Annotated in this window: 13 protein-coding genes and 1 tRNA gene; 2 read left to right on the top strand and 12 right to left on the bottom strand. The window is 59.8% G+C overall.

The features are described 5' to 3' along the window. Position 1: 1 nt before the first annotated feature. The 6 genes from ACRRQW_RS10525 to ACRRQW_RS10500 all read right to left on the bottom strand — a co-directional run bounded on the left by ACRRQW_RS10525 (position 2) and on the right by ACRRQW_RS10500 (position 9774). Positions 2–1075, bottom strand: coding sequence for an aldose epimerase family protein (locus tag ACRRQW_RS10525; RefSeq protein WP_438481315.1), 1074 nt, complete (start codon positions 1073–1075; stop codon positions 2–4). 121 nt (positions 1076–1196) lie between these two features. After that, positions 1197–1273: transfer RNA gene (locus tag ACRRQW_RS10520), tRNA-Val, on the bottom strand. Positions 1274–1368: 95 nt separating this feature from the next. Next, the gene (gene nth / locus ACRRQW_RS10515) at positions 1369–2025 is read right to left on the bottom strand and encodes an endonuclease III (RefSeq protein ID WP_438482353.1); all 657 of its coding nucleotides are present in this window, start codon (positions 2023–2025) and stop codon (positions 1369–1371) included. 70 nt (positions 2026–2095) lie between these two features. Next, positions 2096–5611, bottom strand: coding sequence for an ExeM/NucH family extracellular endonuclease (locus ACRRQW_RS10510; protein WP_438481314.1), 3516 nt, complete (start codon positions 5609–5611; stop codon positions 2096–2098). Between the two features lie 71 nt (positions 5612–5682). After that, positions 5683–6516 (bottom strand): PEP-CTERM sorting domain-containing protein, encoded by an 834-nt coding sequence (locus tag ACRRQW_RS10505; RefSeq protein WP_438481313.1) that lies wholly within the window; start codon positions 6514–6516, stop codon positions 5683–5685. A 213-nt stretch (positions 6517–6729) separates the two neighbouring features. Next, positions 6730–9774: a DNA/RNA non-specific endonuclease gene (locus ACRRQW_RS10500; protein ID WP_438481312.1), complete on the bottom strand. Its 3045-nt coding sequence runs from the start codon at positions 9772–9774 to the stop codon at positions 6730–6732. Positions 9775–10030: 256 nt separating this feature from the next. On the opposite strand from ACRRQW_RS10500, the gene gcvP reads away from it, so the two are divergent. Then, complete coding sequence (gcvP, locus tag ACRRQW_RS10495; protein WP_438481311.1) at positions 10031–12934, top strand: aminomethyl-transferring glycine dehydrogenase; 2904 nt, start codon at positions 10031–10033, stop codon at positions 12932–12934. A 329-nt stretch (positions 12935–13263) separates the two neighbouring features. On the opposite strand, the gene ACRRQW_RS10490 is transcribed toward gcvP, so the two are convergent. From ACRRQW_RS10490 to panC, 6 genes are all read right to left on the bottom strand, one after another. After that, entirely contained in the window at positions 13264–14928 is a 1665-nt protein-coding gene (locus tag ACRRQW_RS10490; RefSeq protein ID WP_438481310.1) for a hypothetical protein, read from the bottom strand. Positions 14929–14944: 16 nt separating this feature from the next. After that, positions 14945–16891, bottom strand: coding sequence for an OPT family oligopeptide transporter (locus tag ACRRQW_RS10485; protein ID WP_438481309.1), 1947 nt, complete (start codon positions 16889–16891; stop codon positions 14945–14947). 140 nt (positions 16892–17031) lie between these two features. Continuing rightward, positions 17032–18195 (bottom strand): threonine synthase, encoded by a 1164-nt coding sequence (locus ACRRQW_RS10480; protein WP_438481308.1) that lies wholly within the window; start codon positions 18193–18195, stop codon positions 17032–17034. Positions 18196–18235: 40 nt separating this feature from the next. Continuing rightward, entirely contained in the window at positions 18236–19216 is a 981-nt protein-coding gene (locus ACRRQW_RS10475) for a YeiH family protein (RefSeq protein WP_438481307.1), read from the bottom strand. Positions 19217–19457: 241 nt separating this feature from the next. Continuing rightward, complete coding sequence (locus ACRRQW_RS10470; protein ID WP_438481305.1) at positions 19458–20426, bottom strand: 2-dehydropantoate 2-reductase; 969 nt, start codon at positions 20424–20426, stop codon at positions 19458–19460. Positions 20427–21102: 676 nt separating this feature from the next. Beyond that, positions 21103–21945: a pantoate--beta-alanine ligase gene (gene panC / locus ACRRQW_RS10465; protein WP_438481304.1), complete on the bottom strand. Its 843-nt coding sequence runs from the start codon at positions 21943–21945 to the stop codon at positions 21103–21105. A 209-nt stretch (positions 21946–22154) separates the two neighbouring features. On the opposite strand from panC, the gene ACRRQW_RS10460 reads away from it, so the two are divergent. Beyond that, the gene (locus ACRRQW_RS10460; protein WP_438481303.1) at positions 22155–23378 is read left to right on the top strand and encodes an LL-diaminopimelate aminotransferase; all 1224 of its coding nucleotides are present in this window, start codon (positions 22155–22157) and stop codon (positions 23376–23378) included. Positions 23379–23507 lie beyond the last annotated feature (129 nt).

Below are 23507 nucleotides of genomic sequence, written 5' to 3'. Positions count from 1 at the left end.
TTTATCGCGTCGCGAAGCGATACACCATCGTGTGCGTATAAACTTCGCCAGCGTGCAGGACTGCGCTCGGGAATTGCGGCTGGTTCGGAGCATCCGGGAAACGCTGCGGCTCCAAGCAGAACGCCGTCCGGAACTCGTAGGCATGGCCGTGACGTCCTTTACTTTTTCCGTCGAGAAAATTGCCCGTGTAAAGCTGCAGGCCCGCTTGATCGGATAACAGTTCCAGCACGCGACCCGACTTCGGATCTTCCACGCGAACGACCGATCGCAAGGTGGCTTCGCCGCGCAACACCCAACAATGATCGTAGCCGTTACCGAAGTTGAGCTGCTCGTCGTCCGCATCGATGCGCGCGCCAACCGACGTCGGCTTCGTGAAATCAAACGGCGTGCCAGCGACGGGCTTTCGCGCACCAGTCGGAATCAATCCCGGCGTAACCGGCAGCATCGCGTCGGCGTTGAGCTGCACTTCATGCCGCGTGATCGGTTTACGAGGATCACCAGTAAGGTTCCAGTAGGTGTGGTTGGTGAGGTTGATGATCGTCGTGCGATCCGTCGTTGCGCGATATTCGATGGTAAGTTCGTTCGCATCACTCAACCAATACGTGGTGCGCACGCTCAGGGCGCCCGGGTAGCCCTCTTCGCCGTCCGGGCTCACATACGAAAACTCCACGCCGCTCGCGCCCGGTTTCTCAATGGCGCGGCCCGACCAGAGTTTTTTGTTAAACCCTTCCTTGCCGCCGTGCAGGTGACAGGGCTGACCAGCAGGCATATTGTTTTTCGCGAGAGGATAAGTCTTCCCTTCGAGGGAAAATTTGCCGTCCGCGATCCGGTTTCCGAAACGACCAATGGTCGCGCCGAAGTAATTCGTGTCCGCCATCCAGCCCGCGAGGTCATCATAACCATGAGTGACCTCCGCGCATTTCCCTGCGCGATCGGGCAGTTCGACGCTCGCAACTGTCGCGCCGTAGTCGAGCAAAGTGACCCGCACGCCCGTCCTTCCGGTGAGGACATACTGTTTCACCGCGCGCGCGTCGGGTAGCACGCCGTAATCCGAAATTTTCGCTGAAGATGCCATTCCGCTAGATCTGAAAAATCGCCCCGTGCCGCCAGATCTTATTAGCCAAATACCAAGTTTTACCGGCCCAGTCTCGCGAAAGGATTCCCGAAAACCATGCGGCCACGCGAATTACGGGAAATGGTGGACTCAACTGGACTCGAACCAGTGACCCCCTGCGTGTGAAGCAGGTGCTCTAACCAACTGAGCTATGAGTCCCAACGAAGGGCGGAGAGTTAACGGTCACCTGCCGCGAATCAACCCTGTTTTATTACCCAGCAGTTTGTCATATATTATATGACAAACGGTTTGGCTCACTTCTTGGTTTTCACGGGACGTTTCCGCTCTGGAAACAGCGTGCGGCAGATTTCGCAGACGGTGCCATCGCAGCGGTGCGCGGTGCATTGCTCACGGCCATAGAAAATGATGCGCAAGTGCAACGCGTTCCAATGCGCCTCGGGAAACAGTTTTTTCAAATCGCGTTCCGTCTGCTCGACGTTGCGGCCTTCGGTGAGTTTCCAGCGCTGGGCGAGACGATGGATGTGCGTGTCCACCGGAAACGCCGGGTGGCCCCACGCCTGGCTCATCACGACCGACGCCGTTTTGTGGCCGACTCCCGGCAACGCTTCGAGTGCCTCAAAGGTTTTCGGCACGGCTCCGGCGTGTTGCTCGATGAGCATCTTGGACAGTCCGCTGATCGCCGCAGCTTTGCGTGGAGAGAGGCCGCAGGGGCGGATGATCGCTTGGATTTTCTCCACCGGCACGCGCGCCATGTCAGCGGGATTGTCCGCCAACGCCCACAAGTGCGGCGTGACGAGGTTCACGCGTCTGTCCGTGCATTGCGCCGACAACAACACGGCGACGAGCAAGGTGTAGGGATCGCGATGATCGAGCGGGATCGGCGTCTCGGGATAAAGTTGCTCCAGCCGCGTATCGATAAAGTCGGCACGCGCTTGCTTGGTGTTGTAAATGAAATCGCCCGGCACGCGTCGGAAACACGCAGGGCCGGGCGATGAAAACAATGTTTTAGTTTACGCGAAATTACGGGCGGACCACTTGCAGGCGGAAGAAGTTGGTCGCGGCGGAGGCGAGCGGGAAAGTTGCGCGCCATGTTTCCACGCCGCCCGCTGATGAAATCATCGTGTGGCTAACACCCGCCGTCGTCCACGTGCTGAGATCCGTCGAACGCTCCACGGTGAAGGTCACGTCCGTGCGATCCGTCGGGCGCGTGTAAGTGTAGATCCAGTTTGTCGCGTCACTCGTGGTTTCCGGAAGGCCGGTCGTGATGTTTTGCTTCGGGGTGAGGCCGAGGCCGTATTTCACGAGGTTCGACAAACCATCTTGTCCGTAAACAGCGTTGGGGCCGCTCACGTTCGAGTCGGACAATTCACCCGTCGTAAAATTACTCGCCTGCCAGCCGGCAAAACCGGTCAGGATACTGAGCGCCGCGTCGTTGGAGGTCGCCGTGCCCGCCGCATTCGTGATGACGACGTTGTAGTTATTGGCCACATCGGCAGACTGCACATTCGTCAGCGTGAGCGTCGCGGTCGTCGCGGACGCGTTTTCAGTCGAAAGATTGGTCGCTCCTTTGCGCCATTGATAGGCGAGCGGCGTTCCCGTCGCCGTGACCGAGAAAGTCGCCGTGCCGCCAGCGGCGACGGCTTGCGCGGCAGGGTGCTGCGTGATGGCCGGAGCGGTCGCGAGATTCAGGCCGATGATTACCGGATCGTGATCGGCGCTGGCGAAGGGCGTGCCCACATTGATTGCTTGTTGAGTCACACTTTTATTTTCCGTGTTGTAATCGTAGTAGGCGGGCTCGGCCGCGTTGATATGCCAGTGCGCCGCACCGCTGATTTGTGATGCCAAAGAGGCATTGGCGAGCGCGTGATCAAGGTAACCCACTTGATTGCCGAACTGGTAGGAATACCCATTCGGCTCGAACACCTGGAGCTGATCGATGAAGCCGGCGGCACGAAGGATATCGATGGGGTCTTCTTCGGCATTGGCGTTAAGGTCGCCGATGATCAGCACGTCCGGATCACCAAAAGTCGCCGCAGGATTCGAAACGAACGAGGCCAACGCCGTGGCCTGAGCCTTGCGCGAAGCGTTCGAAGCGGATTGGCCATCGTTTTGATCAGAGTCGCCGGGTAGGCTGCCGGCGCTGGCCTTGGATTTCAGGTGATTTACCACGACGGTGAATTTGGCCCCGGTCGCATTGACCTGGAAAGTTTGGGCCAGCGGCGGACGATTATGCACGCTGAGGTTGACGGTATCCGTTAGCGGCGCGCCGAGCGGAGTCACCACGGAGGACTTATAAATCAACGCGACTTGAATCAGATCCGTGCCCGCGATCGCAGTGGAATCGATGTAGCTGTAAGTGTTGGTGCCAAGCGTGGCGTTTAACCCCGCCACCAGATCGATCAGCGGCTCGTTGAGCGGCGAAGAGGTGCGGTCATTTTCAATTTCCATCAGGCCCACGATGTCGGCGTTGATGGTGGCAAGATTGGCAATCACCTTGGCTTTCTGGCGGGAAAATTCCGGTGCGGTATCGGCGCCACGACCGCCCGAACCTGAAAGCGTGACGAAATAATTAAGCACGTTCGCGCTGGCGACTTTCACTGCACCGCCAGGTGACGGCGGCGTGGCTGGACGCGGGTTGGTGTCGGCAAACGTAACCGGGCCAGTCGGATCGAGACGGAATACATTGAAACGATACGTGAGAACCCCACTGAGTCCGGTGACCGTATCGCCCAAACGGCGCGTGCCCGCTGCGTTGAGATACGGCGTCGGGTCGGGATAGCTTTTCGAGGTCGCATCATCCAACACGACGGTGGCGAGCGCATTGGCATTTTGCTGAGCAGTGACCGCGGCGACGTTCGTGTTGCCGACGGTGGTGGTGGAATTGGTGCCGCTCGCCACTACGTCGTTGGGGTCGACGAAGTTGGTTGGCTGCCGGTTGACGCGGTTGCTGGAGAGATAGACTTCACCGAACTGCCCCAAGGAAAAATTACCCGTCACCGTCAGCGTCTGCGTGAATTGCACGCGCATATTTTCATAACGCTCAAGAGCGGTGCTCGTCGCCGCGGGCAGAGTGACCGTAACCGGGGCCGGTAATGAGGCCGTGCCAGTTTTGGTGATCGCTGCCGTCGCAACTCCTTCAAGGGTGAGTTCGGTCAGACCGTTAAATTCGACGACTTTACCGACCACTGTGACGACGTCGCCAATTGCGAGCGAAGCGACCGTCGGAGCAAGTCCGGACGCGATGGTTGCGCTGGCATAGACATACACGCCTTCAGATGTTTGCGGATCGGCATCAATTTGGTCGTCCTCTTCTTGGACATAAAAACCATCACGCGTGCCGGCGCTGCCGACATAGAACCCTGTGACGACACCGCTGATGGACACCTCGTAATTCACAAACGGCGAACTGGCGCCACTGCCCTGCAACGTATGGATCGGCGCGAAACCCACGAAGTTATCATTATCGGTAACCGTCACGTCCACTGACGACACGGGCAGGGAGAGCGGGTAATTGGTCGCGTCCGCGGTCGCGGTGATCGCCTGGGTAATCGTCACGCTGTGCGCACCTTCCACGGCGCTGTCATCAATGGCGCGCACGGTGATGGTTTGCGCAGCCGCGGCGCTGAAAACGAGTTGAGCCGTAGGCCCGAACGTTACGCCATCGACACTCAGTTCAACTTGCCCACTGGCCGTCGCAGTGATTGTCACCGCCCCTGCGGGTTCGGTATTGAGGCCAATCGTGTAGGTGTCGGTCGTCGCACCAGCTTCGCTCACCGCGGTGGTTCCGCTGGATTGCAGCACTTGCGTGCCGGGCGCACTGACGCCGCCGCTGCTCACGACGATATCATCCACTCCAATCCACTCGTCGTTGCCCACAGCATTCGTGGTCATGATGCGAATCTGAACTTTTTCCTGATTCTCGACTGCAGCTGGAAGCGCGACGGACACATTCGTGGTGGTGGTGGCCAAGCTTGGGCCTGTCGAAGCGTCAGCGACATAACCCGCAGGAAGATTGGTGAAGTTGCCCGCTTCGCCTACCCGATATTGCAGCGCGAATTGCTGAATCGAATTGTCCGCCGAACCGTCTACATCCCTCAAGGTATAGCTAACGATGATCCCCGAACGTCCGAGCGTATTAATATGGAGCAGAAGATACGGTGCGTCCGCAGTGCCAGAACCCTGCAAGGCCACCGTGGGATTTGGTAAAGCATCAAACTCCGCCACCCCGCCGTTCGTCAGTGTATCCGGGGCCGTTTGATTCGCGATCACATCAGGATCATTTGCGACCGCACTCGTGCCGAGCAGCGTCTGCGGGTTGGTTCCCGTCGCCCCGGTGAGTTCCTGGCCTAAATAGCCAATGATACTTGGCACGCCACTCCAGTTATCGTTCGCCGTGATCAGGCCGGAGTTCGACCAATTTTGGGAAAAATTTCCCGTGCTGAGCGCATGGTAAGTATTATCCGCGCGCAGTGACGCTGCCGTCAGCACCACGAAAAAAACAAACAAGGAAAAACTGGAACGAGTGGAGTGACGCATAAAAGGGAAAATAAAAAAACTTCTGCCCGCGGCGATTTAGCCGCAAGCAGAAGTTATCAACAAGCCAAAGGTTAAACAGCCGAAACCTGACGCGAACGACGGCGATAAACGACCGCGCCCACCAAGGCCAAGCCGCCGAAAATCGCGGCATAGGTGGAGGGCTCGGGGATGGCGGCGGCGGCGGCTGGCGTAACCGAAGCCCACGTGGTGCCGACGCGGAGTTCGTCAAAAGCGCCCGCCGGAGAACCTGCGGCGCCACGGAGAAGGAATTGCGTAACGGCCGTCATATCGGTGCCGCCCAACGCGGTCAATGTGGCGGTCGGAGCGCTGCCTGCAGCGAACGTCGCCGGAGCCGGATTGATCCATAAAGCGGAAGTGTCATTGGCCGCGCCGGCTACAAAGGAGTATTGGCCGACCAAGAAGACCGTCTCGCCAGTCGTATAGAGCGTAGAGCTGTAGTTCGCAGCCGAGTTACTGCGGTTGGAAAGGCCAATCTCATAACCACCCGTAGCCGGGCGAAGCCAAACAGCCGCAGCATAGTTAGTGCCGCCGGTAGAAAGCGCGAAGCTGTAGGTCGCTGTGCCCGTAGGCAGACTGGAAAGATTCAGCGCCAGAGAATAATATACTGTCCCTGAAGTCACGCTAGCGACTGCGCCAAGCGCTTCCTGGAAATTGCCACCGGCAAACGAAACCGAATTGCCGGAGGACGCCTCGAGACCGGTGACTGAGAGATTGCCAGAAGCAATCACTGGAGCCGTGCCTGTATTCGCCGAGATCCAATTGGTCTGACCGGCAAGGTTTGCGCCTACAGTGTAATTGAAAGATTCGTAGGTGATCTGAGCGTTAAGAGCGCCGACGAAAACGACGGACGCGAGGAGGGACTTAATCAATGAACGGATTTGCATGGTGTGTGAATGAGTGACTCAAATCAGAGAAATACTTTGTGAGAGATCAACTCTCTGGGGTTACATCGACGTGAACACTCGGTTTAATGTTAGTTGTGTAGGGTGGATTTATTTGAGCACCTCGTATGCCAGCACGCGCCAAGATACCGATATCAGCATCGTGACGCACCCTGACATTCGAAGAAATTATGTGCGCGTAATGTCCATATTTTCTTAAGGACGAACGACGGTGAGGCGGAAGAAGAGTTTATCGCCAACGGTTAGCGGCACGCGGCCGCGCCAAGTTTCAATGCCGCCAGCGGTGGAAACCAATTCGTGCGTAACGCTCGTCGTGCTCCACGTGGTGAGGTCGATCGAACGTTCGACGGTGTAAGTCACATCGCTGCGATCCGCCGGGCGCGTGTAAGTGTAAATCCAATCGCTCGCGGTGGTCGTGATTTCAGGCAACCCGACGGTCGCGTTTACTTTCGGCAAGAGGCCGAGCGCATATTTCACGAGATTGGTCAGGCCATCCTGGCCGTAGACCGCATTCGGGCCGCTGACCGCGAGGTTGCTTTGTTCTTCGGTCGTGAAATTTTCCGCCTGCCACGAAGCGAAGCCTGCTTGCAGCGTGAGCGCGACATCACTGGAAGTCACCGAGCCGCCGGCGTTGGTCACGACGACGTTGTAGTTCCCGGCGTCGGCCGCTTGCACGTTCGTCAACGAGAGCAACGAAGTCGTGGCGGAAGGATTGCCGGTGATCGGCGTGGTGCCCTTGCGCCATTGATAACGCAGCGTGCCGGGGCCGGATGCGACGACCGCGAACATCACATTGCTACCTGCCGCCACGGTTTGCGCGACCGGTTGGGTATCGATAATCGGCGCGACGAGTTGCGCGGTGAACGAGAAATCATCCATCGAGATGGAGTCGTCGCTCAACGCATCGTTGATATCGGTCCAGCGCAGCACGAGGCGATCACCCGGCGCCCACGTGAGGCCGGTGAGCGTGGCGGTGGCGGGAGCGCGATTGGCCGCAGCGTTGCCATCCAGGGCCACGGCGCTGCCGGTGATGACTGGCGCCGTGATATCCAGAGCGAGTGCGTTGATGTAAGTGCCCGTGTTAAGATCGGTTGCGCCAATCGAGTAAGCACCGGTGGCTTTATTTACTCCACCGTCGCCACGACGCCATTGTTCGGTCATGAAATTCACGGTGATACTCGAAATCGTTTGGTCGGTGTTGTTGACAAACGTGACACCAAATCGAGGAGCAGGGTTGGAATTGCTCGCGATGGAACCGATCGCGCGTTCCGTGGAACCGATCGATCCGTAGGAGTAGATTGCACCCGAGAGACTCGTGCCAGGACTCACCGCAAAGAGGGTGTTCCCGGTGCCGCCGGCACGACTGATACTCCATCCGCCCAGATTGGTGGCACTCACCGGAGCTGCATCCAACGCATGCGGACCGACTCCGGGTAGAGAATAAGCCGCCGTGCCCGCTTCAACCGAAGGCAACGAATTGAAATCCTGCGTGTAGGTGCCACCGGTGTAGGCAATCACCCCACCCGCCGTCAGGCTAATCGTGAGCGAAGCCGCGTTGCTGGTCACGGTGTTGATGCTGTTGGTGACCACGACATCGTAGTTACCCTGATCGGCGGTTTGCACGTTGGTCAGGATAAGCGATGCGGTCGTCGCACTCGCGATCCCGGTGAGGTTCGAGCCATCTTTCCGCCATTGATAGGTGAGCGGCGCGGTGCCGGATGCGACCACGTTAAAGGTCGTCGCCCCGTTCGGGCCGACCGAGCGTGACGTCGGTTGCGTCGAAATGGTCGGCGCGGCGGGATTTACGGCGAGCGTGACTTGCGCGCTGGTGACGCTGCTCACGTTGTTCGTGATGACGACATCGTAGAGGCCAATGTCACCGGACTGGACGTTGGGCAGCGTGAGAGACGCGGTGGTGGCGGAAGCGTTGCCAGTGATGTTCGAGCTATTCTTGCGCCATTGATACGTGAACGGCGAGGTGCCGGTCACGGCGACCGTGAAGATCGCGGTCGAGCCGGCGGCATTGGTCTGCGCCGTCGGCGGCGTCGTGATGGACGGCGGCAAGCCGGTGACGATCAACTCCGCGTTATTGCTGGTCGCGGAGCCGACACTGTTGGTGACGATGACATTATAGAGGCCCACGCTACTCGCCTGGACGTTACTCACCGTCAAGGTGGTCGAAGTCGCGCCGACGATGGCGTCCTCGCCCTTGAACCATTGGTAAGAGAGCGTGGCGTTGCCCGTTGCGGTGACGGAGAAATTCGCCGTGCCGCCTACGGCGACGGTTTGATTGGCCGGTTGACCGGAAGGAGCGATCGCCGGCGCGCCCGTAACGACCTGGCCATCGACTTTAGTGCGAAGCGCCGCTGCGACCGAGGGAGAAAGACTGGTCAGGAAAGTAAACCCGGTGTCGGCTTCGATCTGGGCGATTGAGGTGAGGTATTTTGACCACGGATCACTGCGCACGCCGGCAATGTTCGGGATTTTGATCGCGATGACGCGCGTCGAGGCGTTGATGCGGTCGACCGCCGGCACGTTCGGGTCGCTGCCGATGGGCACGACGAGCACGATTTTCCAGACGTAGCCGGGGATTTTCACGCCGCTGGCAATCTGGGTGCCGGGAAAAAGACTCGGGCCGCAGATGATGAGCATCTCGTTACCGCCGCCTTGGGCTGCGATGGCGCGGGTTTCGTTTTCAAAGTTCGCCCACACGCCCTGATTGTTGTCGGGATGCTGGGGCACCATGTTCGTCATGATGAAAGTCATGTCGTTGTCCGCTTGCGTGGCCGTGCGATCAGCCGAGGGAGACATGTGCCCGCGATCGTAACCGGAGCCGGAATAACCATTCCCTTGCACCACGTTGTAGCCGGCAGGCAGCAGCGGATCGGGGATAAAATTATCGCGACGCTCACCGGGGCCGCGATCCGCCATGGTGAAGTTCCAGCTTACCCAATTCGCCTGACGCGTGTCGTTGTTATAGCTGAACGTGAATTGATCACGCTCGATGAGGTAGTTGGTGCTGTTGTTCGTCGTGGTAGTCGCGTTGCTGGGATTGCCGAGCAACAGCTGATACTGCACGCCAATCTTCGCCTGCGTATCGACGCCGGCAAATACGAGCAGCGCGACGAGGAGCGTCGAGGCGAGACGCTGGACAAAAAATTGTCCGCAACGCGCAAGATAACCAAACGAAAGGTTTTGAACGCCGTAGCGGCGCTCCCGGGAGAAGTTATGGTCTGACATGGCCCACCTCGGAGAATGCAACTCACGCGCCAGCGGGCGACCTATTAATCCACCGCTTACAAAAATTTCACCCAGCCGACACAATCGGGCTCCCGCGCACACCCAACCCGCCGGTTCGGCCCAAAGCCCTCTCGCGCTGCTCAGCTGCGCGGGTGGTTTCAGTTCAGCACTTTAAGATCATTTATCGGCCATTCGGCCTAGCAGCTTATTGCAAAAACCGTTTGCCCACCCTTGCCCCTCGCCTACCGTCCGAGGCATGTCTTTTTCCCGCGACTTGCTCGCCCCACTCGACACGTTTGAACGCCGCCACACCGGCTCTCCGGCCGCCGATGTTGCCGAAATGTTGAAGACCGTTGGCTACGAAACGGTTGACGCCCTCGCCGACGCCGCCGTGCCCGCCAACATCCGCTTGAAGCGTCCGCTGCGCCTGCCGGCCGCCGCCAGCGAAACCACTGCGCTGGCCGAACTGCGCGCCATCGCGTCGAAGAACAAAATTTTCCGCAGCTATATCGGCATGGGTTACTACGACACTGCGACACCCGGCGTCATTCAGCGAAACATTCTGGAAAATCCGGGTTGGTATACCGCTTACACGCCGTATCAGGCCGAGATTTCCCAAGGTCGCCTCGAAGCCCTCCTGAATTTCCAAACGCTCGTCACCGAACTCACCGGCCTGCAAATCGCCAACGCTTCCATGCTCGACGAAGGCACCGCCGCCGCCGAAGCCATGATGCTCGCGCACCGCGTGAAACTCGGCGACAGCCACGACACGTCGGTGTTTTTCGTCTCCGAAAAATGTCACCCGCAGACGATCGACATCGTTAAAACCCGCGCCAAGCCGCTCAACGTCGACGTCATCGTCGGCGATCACCGCACCTACGAGTTCGCGGGCAAAGTCTTCGGCGTGCTCCTGCAATATCCGGACACGACCGGCAGCATCCACGACTTCGCGGCGTTCTTCGAAAAAGCCCACGCCGCCGGCGCGCTCGCCGTCGTCGCGACCGATCTGCTCGCACTCACGTTGTTGAAAGCGCCGGGTGAATTCGGCGCCGATGTCGCGGTCGGTTCTGCGCAACGTTTCGGCGTGCCCATGGGCTTCGGCGGACCGCACGCCGGCTTCCTCGCGACGAAGGACGAATTCAAACGCCAGATGCCCGGCCGCCTCGTCGGTGTTTCCAAAGACACCCACGGCAATCCCGCGATGCGCCTCGCCCTCGGCACGCGCGAACAACACATCCGTCGCGACAAAGCCACGTCGAACATCTGCACCGCCCAAGTGCTCCTCGCGGTCATGGCATCGATGTATGCGGTCTATCACGGTCCCGAAGGCTTGAAGCGTATCGCGCAACGCACGCGCCTCCTCACGAAACTTCTCGCCGACGGCCTCGTCGCCTCCGGCGCGAAAGTAAACGCCGAGCCTGTGTTCGATACATTGACCGTCTCCGGCATCGACGCCGCGAAAGTCACCGCCGCTGCGCTCGCCGCGAAAATCAATCTCCGCGCCGTCAATGCCTCGACCGTAGGCCTGTCGCTCGACGAAACGACTTCGATCGCCGACGTGAAGACATTGCTCAGCCTCTTCGGCCGCGACGCCGCTGCCTTCGACTCTCAACTCTCAGCTCTCATCTCTCAGCTCGAAGACTACGCCCCACCCTTCGCGCGCACGAGCGATTATCTCACCGCAAAAGTGTTCAACAGCTTCCACACCGAGCACGAGATGCTCCGCTACATCAAGCGCCTCGAGCAAAAGGATCTCTCGCTGGTTCACTCGATGATCTCGCTCGGCTCGTGCACCATGAAGCTCAACGCCACGAGCGAGATGTTTCCCGTGACGTGGGCCGAATTCGGCAAACTCCACCCGTTCGCGCCCGCCGAGCAGACGAAGGGCTACGCGAAGATGTTCGACCAGCTCGAGAAATGGCTCGCCGAAATCACCGGCTTTGCGGCCGTGTCGCTCCAGCCCAACGCCGGCTCGCAGGGCGAATACGCCGGCTTGCTCGTCATCCGCGCCTACCACGAGTCGCGCGGCGAAGGTCACCGTAACATCTGTCTCATCCCGACCAGCGCGCACGGCACAAATCCTGCCAGCGCCGCGATGTGTAACTTCAAAGTAGTCCCCGTCGCCTGCGACGCCAACGGCAACATCGACGTCACCGACCTCAAAGCCAAAGTCACCGAGCACGCCGCGAATCTCGCCGCGCTCATGGTCACCTATCCGTCGACGCACGGCGTATTCGAAGTCTCCATCAAAACGATCTGCCGCCTCATTCACGAAGCCGGCGGCCAGGTTTACATGGACGGCGCCAACATGAACGCGCAAGTCGGCCTCACCTCGCCCGGTCACATCGGCGCCGACGTGTGCCATTTAAATTTGCACAAAACGTTCTGCATTCCGCACGGCGGCGGCGGCCCCGGCATGGGCCCGATCGGTGTCGCGAAACAACTCGTGCCGTTCCTGCCGAGCCACGCCGTCGTTCCGCTGCATCACGACTCCGGCGGCAACCACATGGGCGCCGTTTCGGCCGCGCCGTGGGGCAGCGCCAGCATCTTGGTCATTTCGTGGATGTATATCCGCATGATGGGACCCGACGGCCTCAAGCGCGCCACGCAATTCGCGATCCTCAACGCCAACTACATCGCCAAGCGTCTCGCGAACCACTTCCCCGTTCTCTACAAAGGCGCGAGCGAACTCGTCGCGCACGAATGCATTCTCGAGTTCCGTCCGTGGAAAAAACACGGCCTCGAAGTCGAAGACGTCGCGAAACGCCTCATGGATTACGGTTATCACGCGCCGACGATGTCGTTCCCCGTCCCCGGCACGCTCATGATCGAGCCCACCGAGAGCGAAACGAAAACCGAACTCGATCGTTTCTGCGACGCGCTCATCGCCATCCACGGCGAAATGGCCGCCGTCGCCAGCGGCGAAAGCGACAAAGCGAACAACCCGCTCAAACACGCGCCGCACACCGCTGCTGCCGTCATCGCCACCGAGTGGGCTCATCCCTACACACGCGAAACCGCCGCCTTCCCCGACAAGTGGACCCGCGCCAGCAAGTTCTGGCCCGCCGTCGGCCGCGTCGACAACGTCTATGGCGACCGCAACCTCGTCTGCAGTTGCATCGGCATGGAAGCCTACGCGTCACCCAGCGCCGCAAGTTGAGAGCTGAAAGTTGAAACCGGCAGGGCGGTTGTCCCTAACGGCCCTTTCTCCCAAGCCCCGCTTAACTCGCGGGGCTTTTTATTTCTCGTCCCGCCAAAGCGGGTGTTGCGGCCAATCCAAACTAAAACCCATTGGTTCTAATGGTTGGTTCGGAAATTCTTCGAACAAAGCCCGCACGCGCGCCGTCCAGCGCCTGCCGGGTGTAAAGGAAGCGGCCACAAAAAGGGCATCACCGCGCATTTCATAGCTTCGATCGAATCCTCATGGCATCAGCTAATTTGTGACCATGAGCGCGATTGGAGTCTCGTCAGTTTATCTCGCCTAACCCGTCACGCCTTCTCCAACTGCTTCAACAGCTCCGTGAGTTGCTGGCTTTTCGGGTGCAGCGTCAGGCCGAGGCGCAAGGCGTTTAAATGTTCCGGCTTCGGCGGCACGGTCGAGGCCGACCACGCTTTGCCGATTAGCACAAACGTGTCTTCCGATTGATCGCCTTTATCCAGCGCGGCAAATAGCGGCAGCAGCACCATGCGCAGATCGTCGGGCGAGAGTTTGTTGCCCTTCCCCGTCAAACGATCGAGCCGGCTCTCGGCGAGCAACCGGTTGCCGGTGGCGTCGAGTTTTTCGCGGCGCGCGGCATCTTCCAGAATTTCCGCAGAGCGTCCCCGATCCACCGGACGCAGCAGTTGTGCAAATTGCTGCACATAGAAAGTCGTGCGGTTCTCCGGGTTCACGTAGCCCGCCGCGAGCAAACGCCGCGCTTCGTCCTCGCGTTGCGTGGCGACGAAGACGCGCGCTTTCAGCTGAAGCACGTTCGCCTCGGGCACAGCGCTCAAGTTGAGCACGGTCGCGCGGAATGGCTCGGCCAGCTTAAAATCGAACACGGCGTAGTTGCGGTTCCGCGCATAGAGCGTGAGATCCAGTTCAAATTTTCCGGGCGAGGTCTTGAACACGTCACGAAACACTTCCGTGGGCGCGCGCTCTGGTTGCTTTTCCAATTGCTGGACAAATTGGAAAAACGCCGGGCGCCATTTTTTATTTTCGCCAAACAAACTATAGTGCGTGAAAGCCCACGCGTTCATCCGCCACGCCACCGTATCCGGCGTGGCCGCACCGAAGGTTTTCTCCAGCGGAAACACGACGCTGTCGCTCAGGAAAGTCAGGAAGTCGCTCGTGCCGCTGTAGGTGTAACGCTCTTCCTGCCTGCGCAGCAGTTCTTCGCGCGTGTGCTGTTCCAATTCATACGCGGTGGCGGTTCGGCCATCGAGGGTGACCTCCACCTGATCGCCGCGCGTGTTTTTCAAGAAACGCGCATCATCGAGATTCCCCAAGCGGCCACCGCTCGCGGCACCGGGCTGATCGTTCTTCAGCATCCCGTTCACTTGTTGCAGCGCTTCGACCGACACGGTGTTGCGTTCGTCCTGCCGCACTTTTCCCACGATCAAACTGCTGCCGCTGGCTTCGACTGAGTTGGTGATTTGCGCGAGGCCTTCCTGAAGCCAGCGCGGCAATTTGCTGTCGCGCAGCAGCGCGAGCACGTAAGCGCGGCCGACCGCGCGATGCACGGTGTCGTTGCCGCCGTTGACGAGTAACACGGTGCCGGTGGGCGAACTCACCATCGCCGTCGTGCGATCCATCGCGGCCGGGGAAATGTTTGCCCACCTCAAAAACTCGGGTTCATCCGCTGTCACGACGACCGTCACGAGCTGCCGCAACGGCGCTTTGTCCCACACCAAACCGAACGCCTCACGCGCCAATTGCAGTTGTTCGGTCACACTCTTGGCTGCGGAATTTCCGTGACTGAAAATGCGAAATCCCGGCACTTCCCCGACCTGCCAGCCCGTTTCGATGGGCTGGTAATTCGAAACCGACGTGATCACGAATTTATCTAATTCCACCGTCGGGCCAGTCAGCACCGGTTCGGCTGACCGAAGCAGGTGCGTTGCGCCGAGTGCTCCCGCGCAAAACAGCAATCGCAGTGGCGGGCGCAACGTCATGATCGTAGACCGAGACTTACTCCGTGCGACACGTGCCGCGCGCAGAGCGGTAAAGCATCGCGATGCCGCCGGCGAAAAGAATGAGGCCAATCCAGATCGCGCTGTGTTCGAACTCGGCGCTGACCACCGCGAGCGGCGCATCTTTTTCCGTGAGCCACACGACCCCGGCAAAAGCCACGCCCAGTAAACTCTCGCCGACGATTAGACCGGTTGCCGCGAGCACGCCCATCCGTTTGGCGAATTCAGGATTCGTCTGCTTGTCGGCCCAGCGCTCGTAAAGCCAGCCGAGCAACGCGCCGAGCGGGATGAGCAATGTGAGCGCCATCGGCAGATAGATGCCCATGCCCACGCAGAGAGGCGGCATGCGCATCTTTTTACCCGCGCGTAAAATTTCGTCCACGATGACCAGCGCGACCCCGAGCAACGCACCGTAACCGATGAGGTCCCAGCGGATGTCGCCTCCGAGGACACCCTTAGCCAGCGAAGAGATGAGCGCGGCCTGCGGCGCAGCGAGGGCGTTTTCGCCGGCTCCGGGCGTGCCGGCGAAACCGAAGGCTTTGTTGAGCAAGTCGAGCACCGGCGGGATGACCAATGAGCCGAAGATCACGCCGAAAATCAGCGCGAGCTGCTGCCGCCACGGCGTCGCGCCGACCAGTTGGCCAGTTTTCAAATCCTGCAAATTGTCGTTCGAAATCGTCGCGATGGAAAACACGATGGCGGTTGTGAACAGCGCGTAGGCCACGAGCGCTCTCGTCTGCTCCGGGTCGCCACCGCGCCCGTAAGCCAGCACCAGTAACACCGACGCCGCGATCACGGCGAGGATGCCAACGCCCGACACCGGACTGTTTGACGCGCCGATGAGGCCCGCCATGTAACCGCACACGCACGCGATGATGGCACCGATGACCAATACGAACACCAGCGTCGCGGCGATAGTCGGCGCGATCCCGGACGCGATCGCCGTGCCGGAGCTGAAATACCACAGCAACCCCGCGATCGGCACGAGCATGGCAATAATCGTGCCGCCCACGATGCCGATCGGAATATCGCGCTCCGTCAGCGCGAGTTCCGTGCCCGCCGAACGGGCCTTCGACGCGGCCATGGCGGCGCGAATGCCTTTGAGGATTGGGCTGATGATGCGGAACAGGCTCCACAACGCCGCGATGCCGATCACGCCCGCGCCGATGAAACGCACTTCGCTGCGGAAGGTGCTGTTGACCGCGCCAGCGACATTGTCGCCGACTTCACCCCAGGTCAGCAACGGCACGAGCCCGCCCCACGCGATCACCATGCCGACAAACATCGCGATGCCGACGGACAAACCTACGAGATGACCGACGCCGATGAGCGCCATGGCCAGGCTCGTCGAAGCCGCCGTCGCACCCGCGCCCACACGAAACGGCACCGAGACCGCCTCTGCCGCGACTTTCAAATAAGTGAGTAATTGATAACCCGCCGCCACGAGCGAGCCCATGACAATCATGCGGAGACCCTTGGCGTTTTCCGCCTTCCCTTCGGATGAACTGAAACCGACCTTCAACACTTCAGCCGCCGCGACGCCTTCCGGATAAGGCAAATCCGAACCCGTCACGAGCGCACGCCGCAGCGGCACGGAAAACATCACGCCTAAAATACCGCCCATCGCGCACACCGCGGCCGTCGTCCAATAAGGAAACCCCTGCCACCAGCCGACCATGATGAGGCCGGGCAACACGAAGATGATCGCCGAAAGTGTGCCCGCCGCAGACGCGATCGTCTGCACGATATTGTTTTCGAGAATGTTCGAATTCCCCAGCAGACGCAGCAGCGCCATCGAGATGACCGCCGCGGGAATTGAAGTCGCGAAAGTCAGGCCAACCTTCAGTCCGAGATAAACGTTGGCCGCCGTAAACAGCAGCGTGATCACTCCGCCGAGAATAATGCCCCGAATCGTGAGTTCGCGCAGACCCTGATTTTTGTGCATGGCGGACGCTGCACAGAAGCGCTTACCGCATCAAGCCTCAGGTAGAGAGGATGCCTTAAGGTAGGGCCTGACCTCCAGGCAGGCCGTCAGGATGTTTTTGTCCTCGGCCCGCTCGGAGATCGGGCCCTACCCCCAAGTCTTCACCCAAAGCACTCGAGATACTTTAGGCCCGAACCCGTATTAAAAATCACCGTCTGCTCTTCACGTTTGATCGAGCCGTCCGCGACGAGACGCTTCAACGCCGCGTAACACGCGCCGCCTTCCGGCGCGACGAACATGCCTTCGGTTTCACCGATCTCTTTCACGCCGGCGACCATCTCTTCATCCGTCACGGCGCACACGCCGCCATGCGATTTGCGAATCGCGTCGAGCATGATAAAATCACCAATCGCTTTCGGCACGCGCAGGCCCGACGCCTTCGTATGCGCGTTGGGAAACTCCGGTGCTTTCGCCAACCCTTTTTCGTAAGCACTCACGATCGGCGCGCAGCCCGCCGCCTGCACCGAGAAGATCCGCGGGCGCTTCGAGCCAATCCAGCCCATCGCCTCCATTTCTTGAAACGCCTTCCACATGCCGACGAGGCCGGTGCCGCCGCCGGTCGGATAAATCACCACGTCGGGAATCTGCCAGTCGAGCTGCTCTGCGAGTTCATAGCCGAGTGTCTTTTTGCCCTCGAGCCGGTAAGGTTCCTTGAGCGTGGAAACGTCGAACCACCCTTCCGCCTGTTTGCGCCGCGCAACTTCCGCGCCGCAATCCGTGATGAGTCCGTTGATCAGCGTGACGTGCGCACCTTGCACCTGGCACTCGATGATAAACGCGCGCGGCGTGTCCGCCGGCATAAACACAAACGCCTCGATGCCCGCCTTCGCCGCGTAAGCCGCCATCGCGCCCGCCGCATTGCCGGCGGACGGCACGGCGAGTTTTTTCACGCCAAGTTCTTTAGCCATCGAGATCGCCGTGGTCATGCCGCGCGCTTTGAAACTCGCGGTGGGATTCTGGCCTTCATCTTTGATGCGCAGATCCGCCATGCCGAGTCGTGCCCCGAGCCGCGGAGTTTTGAAGAGCGGCGTGCCGCCTTCGCCGAGCGTCACGATGTTGGCGTCGGATTTCACCGGCAGCACTTCGCGGTAACGCCACAGCGATTTCTCACGCGTCTTCAGCGACTCCTTGGTGAGCGTGCGCGCCGCAGCCGGCAAATCATACATCGACCACAGCGGCATGCCGCAGGCTTTGCAGAGATTGAGCAATTCGCCGGCGGGATGCGAGGTGCCGCACGCGGCGCAAACAAGATGAGTCAGGTTCATTTTAAAACGGGGTTCGAAGTGAAAAGTTCAGAACAGAAATTTAACCGATCCAGCCGGCCTTGATCGCCAGCAACGTGCCGACGCCCACGACCAACCACAACAGCAGACCTAGTAATAATGCGCGCCAGCCTACCGTGCGCCAGACCTTGGCACTTAACGTCAGGCCGATCAAAAAAAGCGTCAGACTCAGCAGTGAACGCGCTAGCACCGTGATCGGCGCGATGGCTCCGCTGAATCGCGGGAAGAGCGTAAAGAACGCCGACATCGCGACGAAGCCCGCGATAAACCAAGGCACGCGAAATTTTCCGCGCGTCTCCCCGCTCGCCACGAAGCGTTGAAATAAAAACCCGAGCGTCAGCGCCACCGGCACGATCCATAGTGAGCGCGCGAGTTTCACCGTCGTCGCCATCGCGACCGTGTCCGCGCCGCGCGCCATCGCCGCACCCACGACCGAACTCGTGTCATGAATCGCCAGCGCGCACCACACCGCGTATTCGTGATTCGTCAGCGCGAGCCACTGGCCGAGCGTCGGGAAAACCAGCAACGCCACCGCGTTTAAAATAAATACCGTTGAAAGCGCCGCGGACGTTTCTTCGGTTTTCGCCCCGATCGCTGGCGCCACCGCCGCAATCGCGCTACCGCCGCAAATTCCCGTGCCCGCAGAAATCATCGCCCCCATCCGCAAGCCCACTCCCAGCCAACGCATCAGCGCGAAACCGACGCCAAAGGTGAGCAACAGGCCAATCAACGTGTAGAGCAAACTGTCGCCGCCGATGCGCAACACGACGCCGACGTTCAACCCCGCGCCAAGTCCCACGACCGCGGCTTGCAACGTCCACCGCGTCACGTGTCCGAGCAACGGCCACGGCAGTCCGCCGATCAAAATCCCCAGCATGCTTCCCGCCAGCAACGCCGCCCACGCCGGCACTCCCGGCAACAACGCCAGCACCGCCCCAATCATCACGAGCGGACGAATCCACGGCGCGATGAGATTACGGATAAGGAGAAACCAGTTAAGCACTCGCTACCACGATGCCAGCACAGCGCGCGCGAGCCAGCTTGCACACAAACGCGCCTCGAATTTACGGGAGAGCCCGTAAAGTGGAGCGCGCTGACCTCAGTGCGCTTTCGCTCCCTCGCCACTTACTTTCCTTGGAGTCGGGGCCATCAGCCCCGCGAGGCAGGGTGCTCGTTACGAGGTATCGGTTGCGTGCAAGCGCGCAACCTAAAGAACCGAATAGATTTCAGCACAACCAACCCACTCAGCGCTTCTTCTTCCCCTTCGCCGCATCGCGCGCGGCGAGTTGTCGTTTGATGAGCGCATAAAGCATTTCTAAACGCGGGACGGGCACGCCGACCGATTTTGCGCGGCGCACGGGCTCGCCCCAGATTTCCTCGACCTCGATCGGCTTGCCCGCGACGAAGTCACCCAAGCTCGACGGGCTGTAGTTACCGAGCTTGGCCGTGCGCTCGAATTGCAGATCCATAAACGCACGCGGGATGTGGTGGCCAAACTTCGCCGCCGCTTCGAGCACCTCTTCCATGAGCCGCCGCGCGAGCGTGCGCAGGCCTTCGTCGGCGAGAAGCACATCTGTCGTCACGCTGCCCGCCGCAATCGCAAGGCCGTTGAACGGCACGTTCCACACGAGCTTTTTCCAGCGCAGCTCTTCGAGATTGTCCTGCGCTTCGCATTTCACGCCGGCATTTTCTAAGAGCTTGGCCACTTCGCGCGTGCGCGCCGACGCCGGGCGCCCAAACTCACCGAGCATCATCAGGCCAGCGAACGAACATTCCACGACGCCAAACGCCGTGCGCGTGACGCCCACGAAACAAATCGCGCCCAGCACGTGTTCCGCGCCGACGACTTCCGCCACGGGTTCTTCGACGCCAAGCCCATTTTGCAACGTGAGCACCAGAGTCGTCGGCCCCATGAGCGGCGGGAGAATTTTTGCGAGTGCATCGTTCGCCGTGGCCTTGACCGTAACGATTACGAGATCGCACGGCCCGATCTCGGCGGCGGTCGCGTAAGTCTGCACCTTTTTCACGTGGATGCGTTCCGTCGGCGTTTTCACGCGGATGCCGCGCGCCATGATCGCCGCCCGCCCGCTCCGCACGAGGAAATGCACATCGCCGCCGGCCTTCGCCAAACGCGCACCGTAATAACATCCGAGCGCGCCCGCCCCGATGATGGCGATGCGCGGCGCTTTGGGAAAAGGAGGAGTGCTTGCCATGCGTGAATGATTGGCTTCGCGCGGGCGAAACTCAACCCTGCAGCCACAATGATTCTGCCGAAATAAAGCAGAGCCCTGGCGCAGATAACCTCGGCAAACGAAACCGGATAAATTTCAGAAAACTCCGCCACGCCCCTCATTCTAAAGGCGAACTCACCCGCTCAATTGACACCTATTAAGTGTCAATTGTCAGGGCACGCAAAGCAGTCCGCACCCACGCTGTGGGCGATCTTCTTCACATTCGCAGTTTGCACGACTGTCACATTGGGGGCGACTCTCACGGGTGCAGGCTTCGCACCGCGCTCCGTGGCCGATTTGTCCGTTAAGAGCGTCCGTTTCGTGCGCAGTGCACGCAACGCATCGGGCTCAGTCGTCGAATGAAAAAACGTTAGACGCTAATGATTAATGCTTTAAAAATAACCGTCCGAAGTTCTTTTCTGCTCATAAGCTCAGATGCTCACATCGCCCCACGCTATTAGTTATTCAGGACACACCGGCTTCGACTGGGTTTCTCCTCTGAAAATTGCGGAAAGCGCTCCGCCTCGCCTGAGTCAATTCGAGTTAACCAACAACTTATTCACAGGCGGTTTTAAGGGCGGGCGTCGGTCTGCGCGCCGACGCTCTAACGCGTTCGCGGCCTGTCGCCGGTGCAGAGACCGACGAACACCTTCTTCGCTCACAACAACACGTTGTCCGTGAGCTTCACTTCGTCGACCCAGTAGGAAATCGCCATCAAGCAATTGCCGGGAACGATCTCACGCAGCGCGTCCATGGTATTGCGATCGACGACTGAGATATAGATGACGCGCAGCCGGCGTTTCGCGGACATGATATGCGTGACTTCCGCGACGATGCGATCCGCGCTCTTCACGCCGGACTCGACCATTTCCTTCGCGCGCTTCAACGCGCCGTAAACCGCCAGCGCTTCTTCGCGCTGCGTCGGCGTCAGGTAATTATTCCGCGCACTCACGGCGAGTCCGTCGACATCGCGCACCACTGCGCCGGTGACCACCTCGACCGGCAACAGCAGATCGCCAATGGCTTTGCGCACGACGGCGATTTGCTGCGGATCCTTTTCGCCAATCATCACGACGTGAGGCTGGACGATGTTAAATAATTTCAACCAGCACGTGAGCACGCCGCGAAACAGCACAGGCCGCGTGATGCTGCACAGCGGTTTGCTGATCACTTCCTCTAACACATGCGTCGAGAATCCACGTGGAAACATTTCCTCCTGCGCCGGCGTGAACAAGATATCCGCGCCTTCGCGCTCCGCGAGCAACGCATCCGAGACCGCCGTGCGCGGGTATTTCAAAAAATCCTCGCTCGGGCCGAATTGCAGGGGATTCACAAACGCCGACACCACGACCACGTCGGCTTGCAAGCGCGCCAGCCGGATCAAATTCGCATGGCCCGCATGCAACGCGCCGAGCGTCGGGAGAAACGCGATGCGCTTGCCACTCTCGCGGATCGCCTTCGCGGCCGCGCTCATCTCCGCAATTTTATCAATCTTCTGCATAGGGAACTGGCTTGAACTAACCCGCCCCGCCCAGCTTTATCAAGCCTTGCGTCTGTCATTGTGTAGGTGGCTCGTTCGCGCGCCACACACGCAATCAATTTTATCTGGAACTCAGGAAATCAGGAAAAATCCTCGAACCCCGATGTCTTATTCCTGCCTTCCTGAGTTCCAGATAAAAAATTACTCCTTAAATTTTCCATTTCCCAACCATGATCCGCATCAACGAACACTTCACGAAGCTCAAAGCTTCCTATCTCTTCGCCGATATCGCCAAGCGCGTTAACGCCTACGTCGCGGCCAATCCCGACAAGCCGGTCATCCGCCTTGGCATCGGCGACGTCACCGAGCCGCTCCCGCCGTCGACCATCGCCGCGCTGCACGCCGCCACCGACGAGATGGCCAATCGCGCCACGTTCAAAGGCTACGGTCCCGAGCAAGGCTACGCGTTTCTCCGCGAAGCGATCGCGCAACATGATTTCGTCGCCCACGGCGCGCATGTGGAAGCCGACGAAGTTTTCGTTTCCGACGGTTCGAAGTGCGACGTCGCGAACATCCAAGAAATTTTCGCCGCTGACACGCGCCTCGCGATTCCTGATCCGGTTTATCCCGTTTACGTCGACACCAACGTCATGGCTGGCCGCACCGGTCTAAATTCCGACGGTCGCTACGCTGGCATCACGTATCTCGAAAGCACGCCCGCCAACGGCTACGTGCCGTCCGTCCCGAGCGTCGCCACCGACCTCATTTATCTCTGTTTCCCGAACAACCCGACCGGCGCCGTCGCCACCAAAGCACAGCTCGCCGAATGGGTGGCCTACGCGAAGAAAAACAACGCGATCATCCTCTTCGACGCCGCTTACGAATCCTACATTCGCACGCCAGGAATTCCGCGCTCCATTTATGAAATCGAGGGCGCGCGCGACGTCGCCATCGAGTTCCGCAGCTATTCGAAACTCGCCGGCTTCACCGGCCTGCGTTGCGCCTACACCGTCGTCCCGAAAACACTCAAAGCCCGCGACGCCGCCGGCAACGAACACCCGATCCACGCGCTCTGGAATCGCCGCCACACGACGAAATTCAACGGCGTCTCTTACCCGGTGCAAAAAGCCGCGGCCGCTGTTTACACACCGGAAGGCAAAGCCCAGACGAAAGCGCTCACCGATTTCTACCTCGGCAACGCCAAGCTCATCCGCGAAGCCGTCACAAAACTCGGCTTCACCTCCATCGGCGGCGACAACGCGCCTTACATCTGGGTCAACACCGGCCGCGACTCTTGGGAATTTTTCGACCTGTTGCTCAACAAAGCGCAAGTCGTCACGACCCCCGGCGCCGGCTTCGGCAAATGTGGCGAAGGCCACGTCCGCATCAGCGCCTTCAACTCCCGCGAAAACGTCGAAAAAGCCCTCGCCCGCATCGCCGCCGCGCTGAAGTAATTTCCGCGGAAAATTTCATCCTTCTAAAGCCGCGTTCTCATCCGAACGCGGCTTTTTATTGGTAGGGCCCGATCTCCGAGCGGGCCGAAGGTAGGGGCGGTTATCCCTAACCGCCCTTAAAATGCTCGC

The sequence above is a fragment of the Oleiharenicola lentus genome, from assembly GCF_051660365.1.
Lineage (GTDB): Bacteria > Verrucomicrobiota > Verrucomicrobiia > Opitutales > Opitutaceae > Lacunisphaera > Lacunisphaera lenta_A.
Note: the sequence above shows the minus strand (reverse complement) of the source record. Positions and strands in the feature narration are given on the sequence as shown.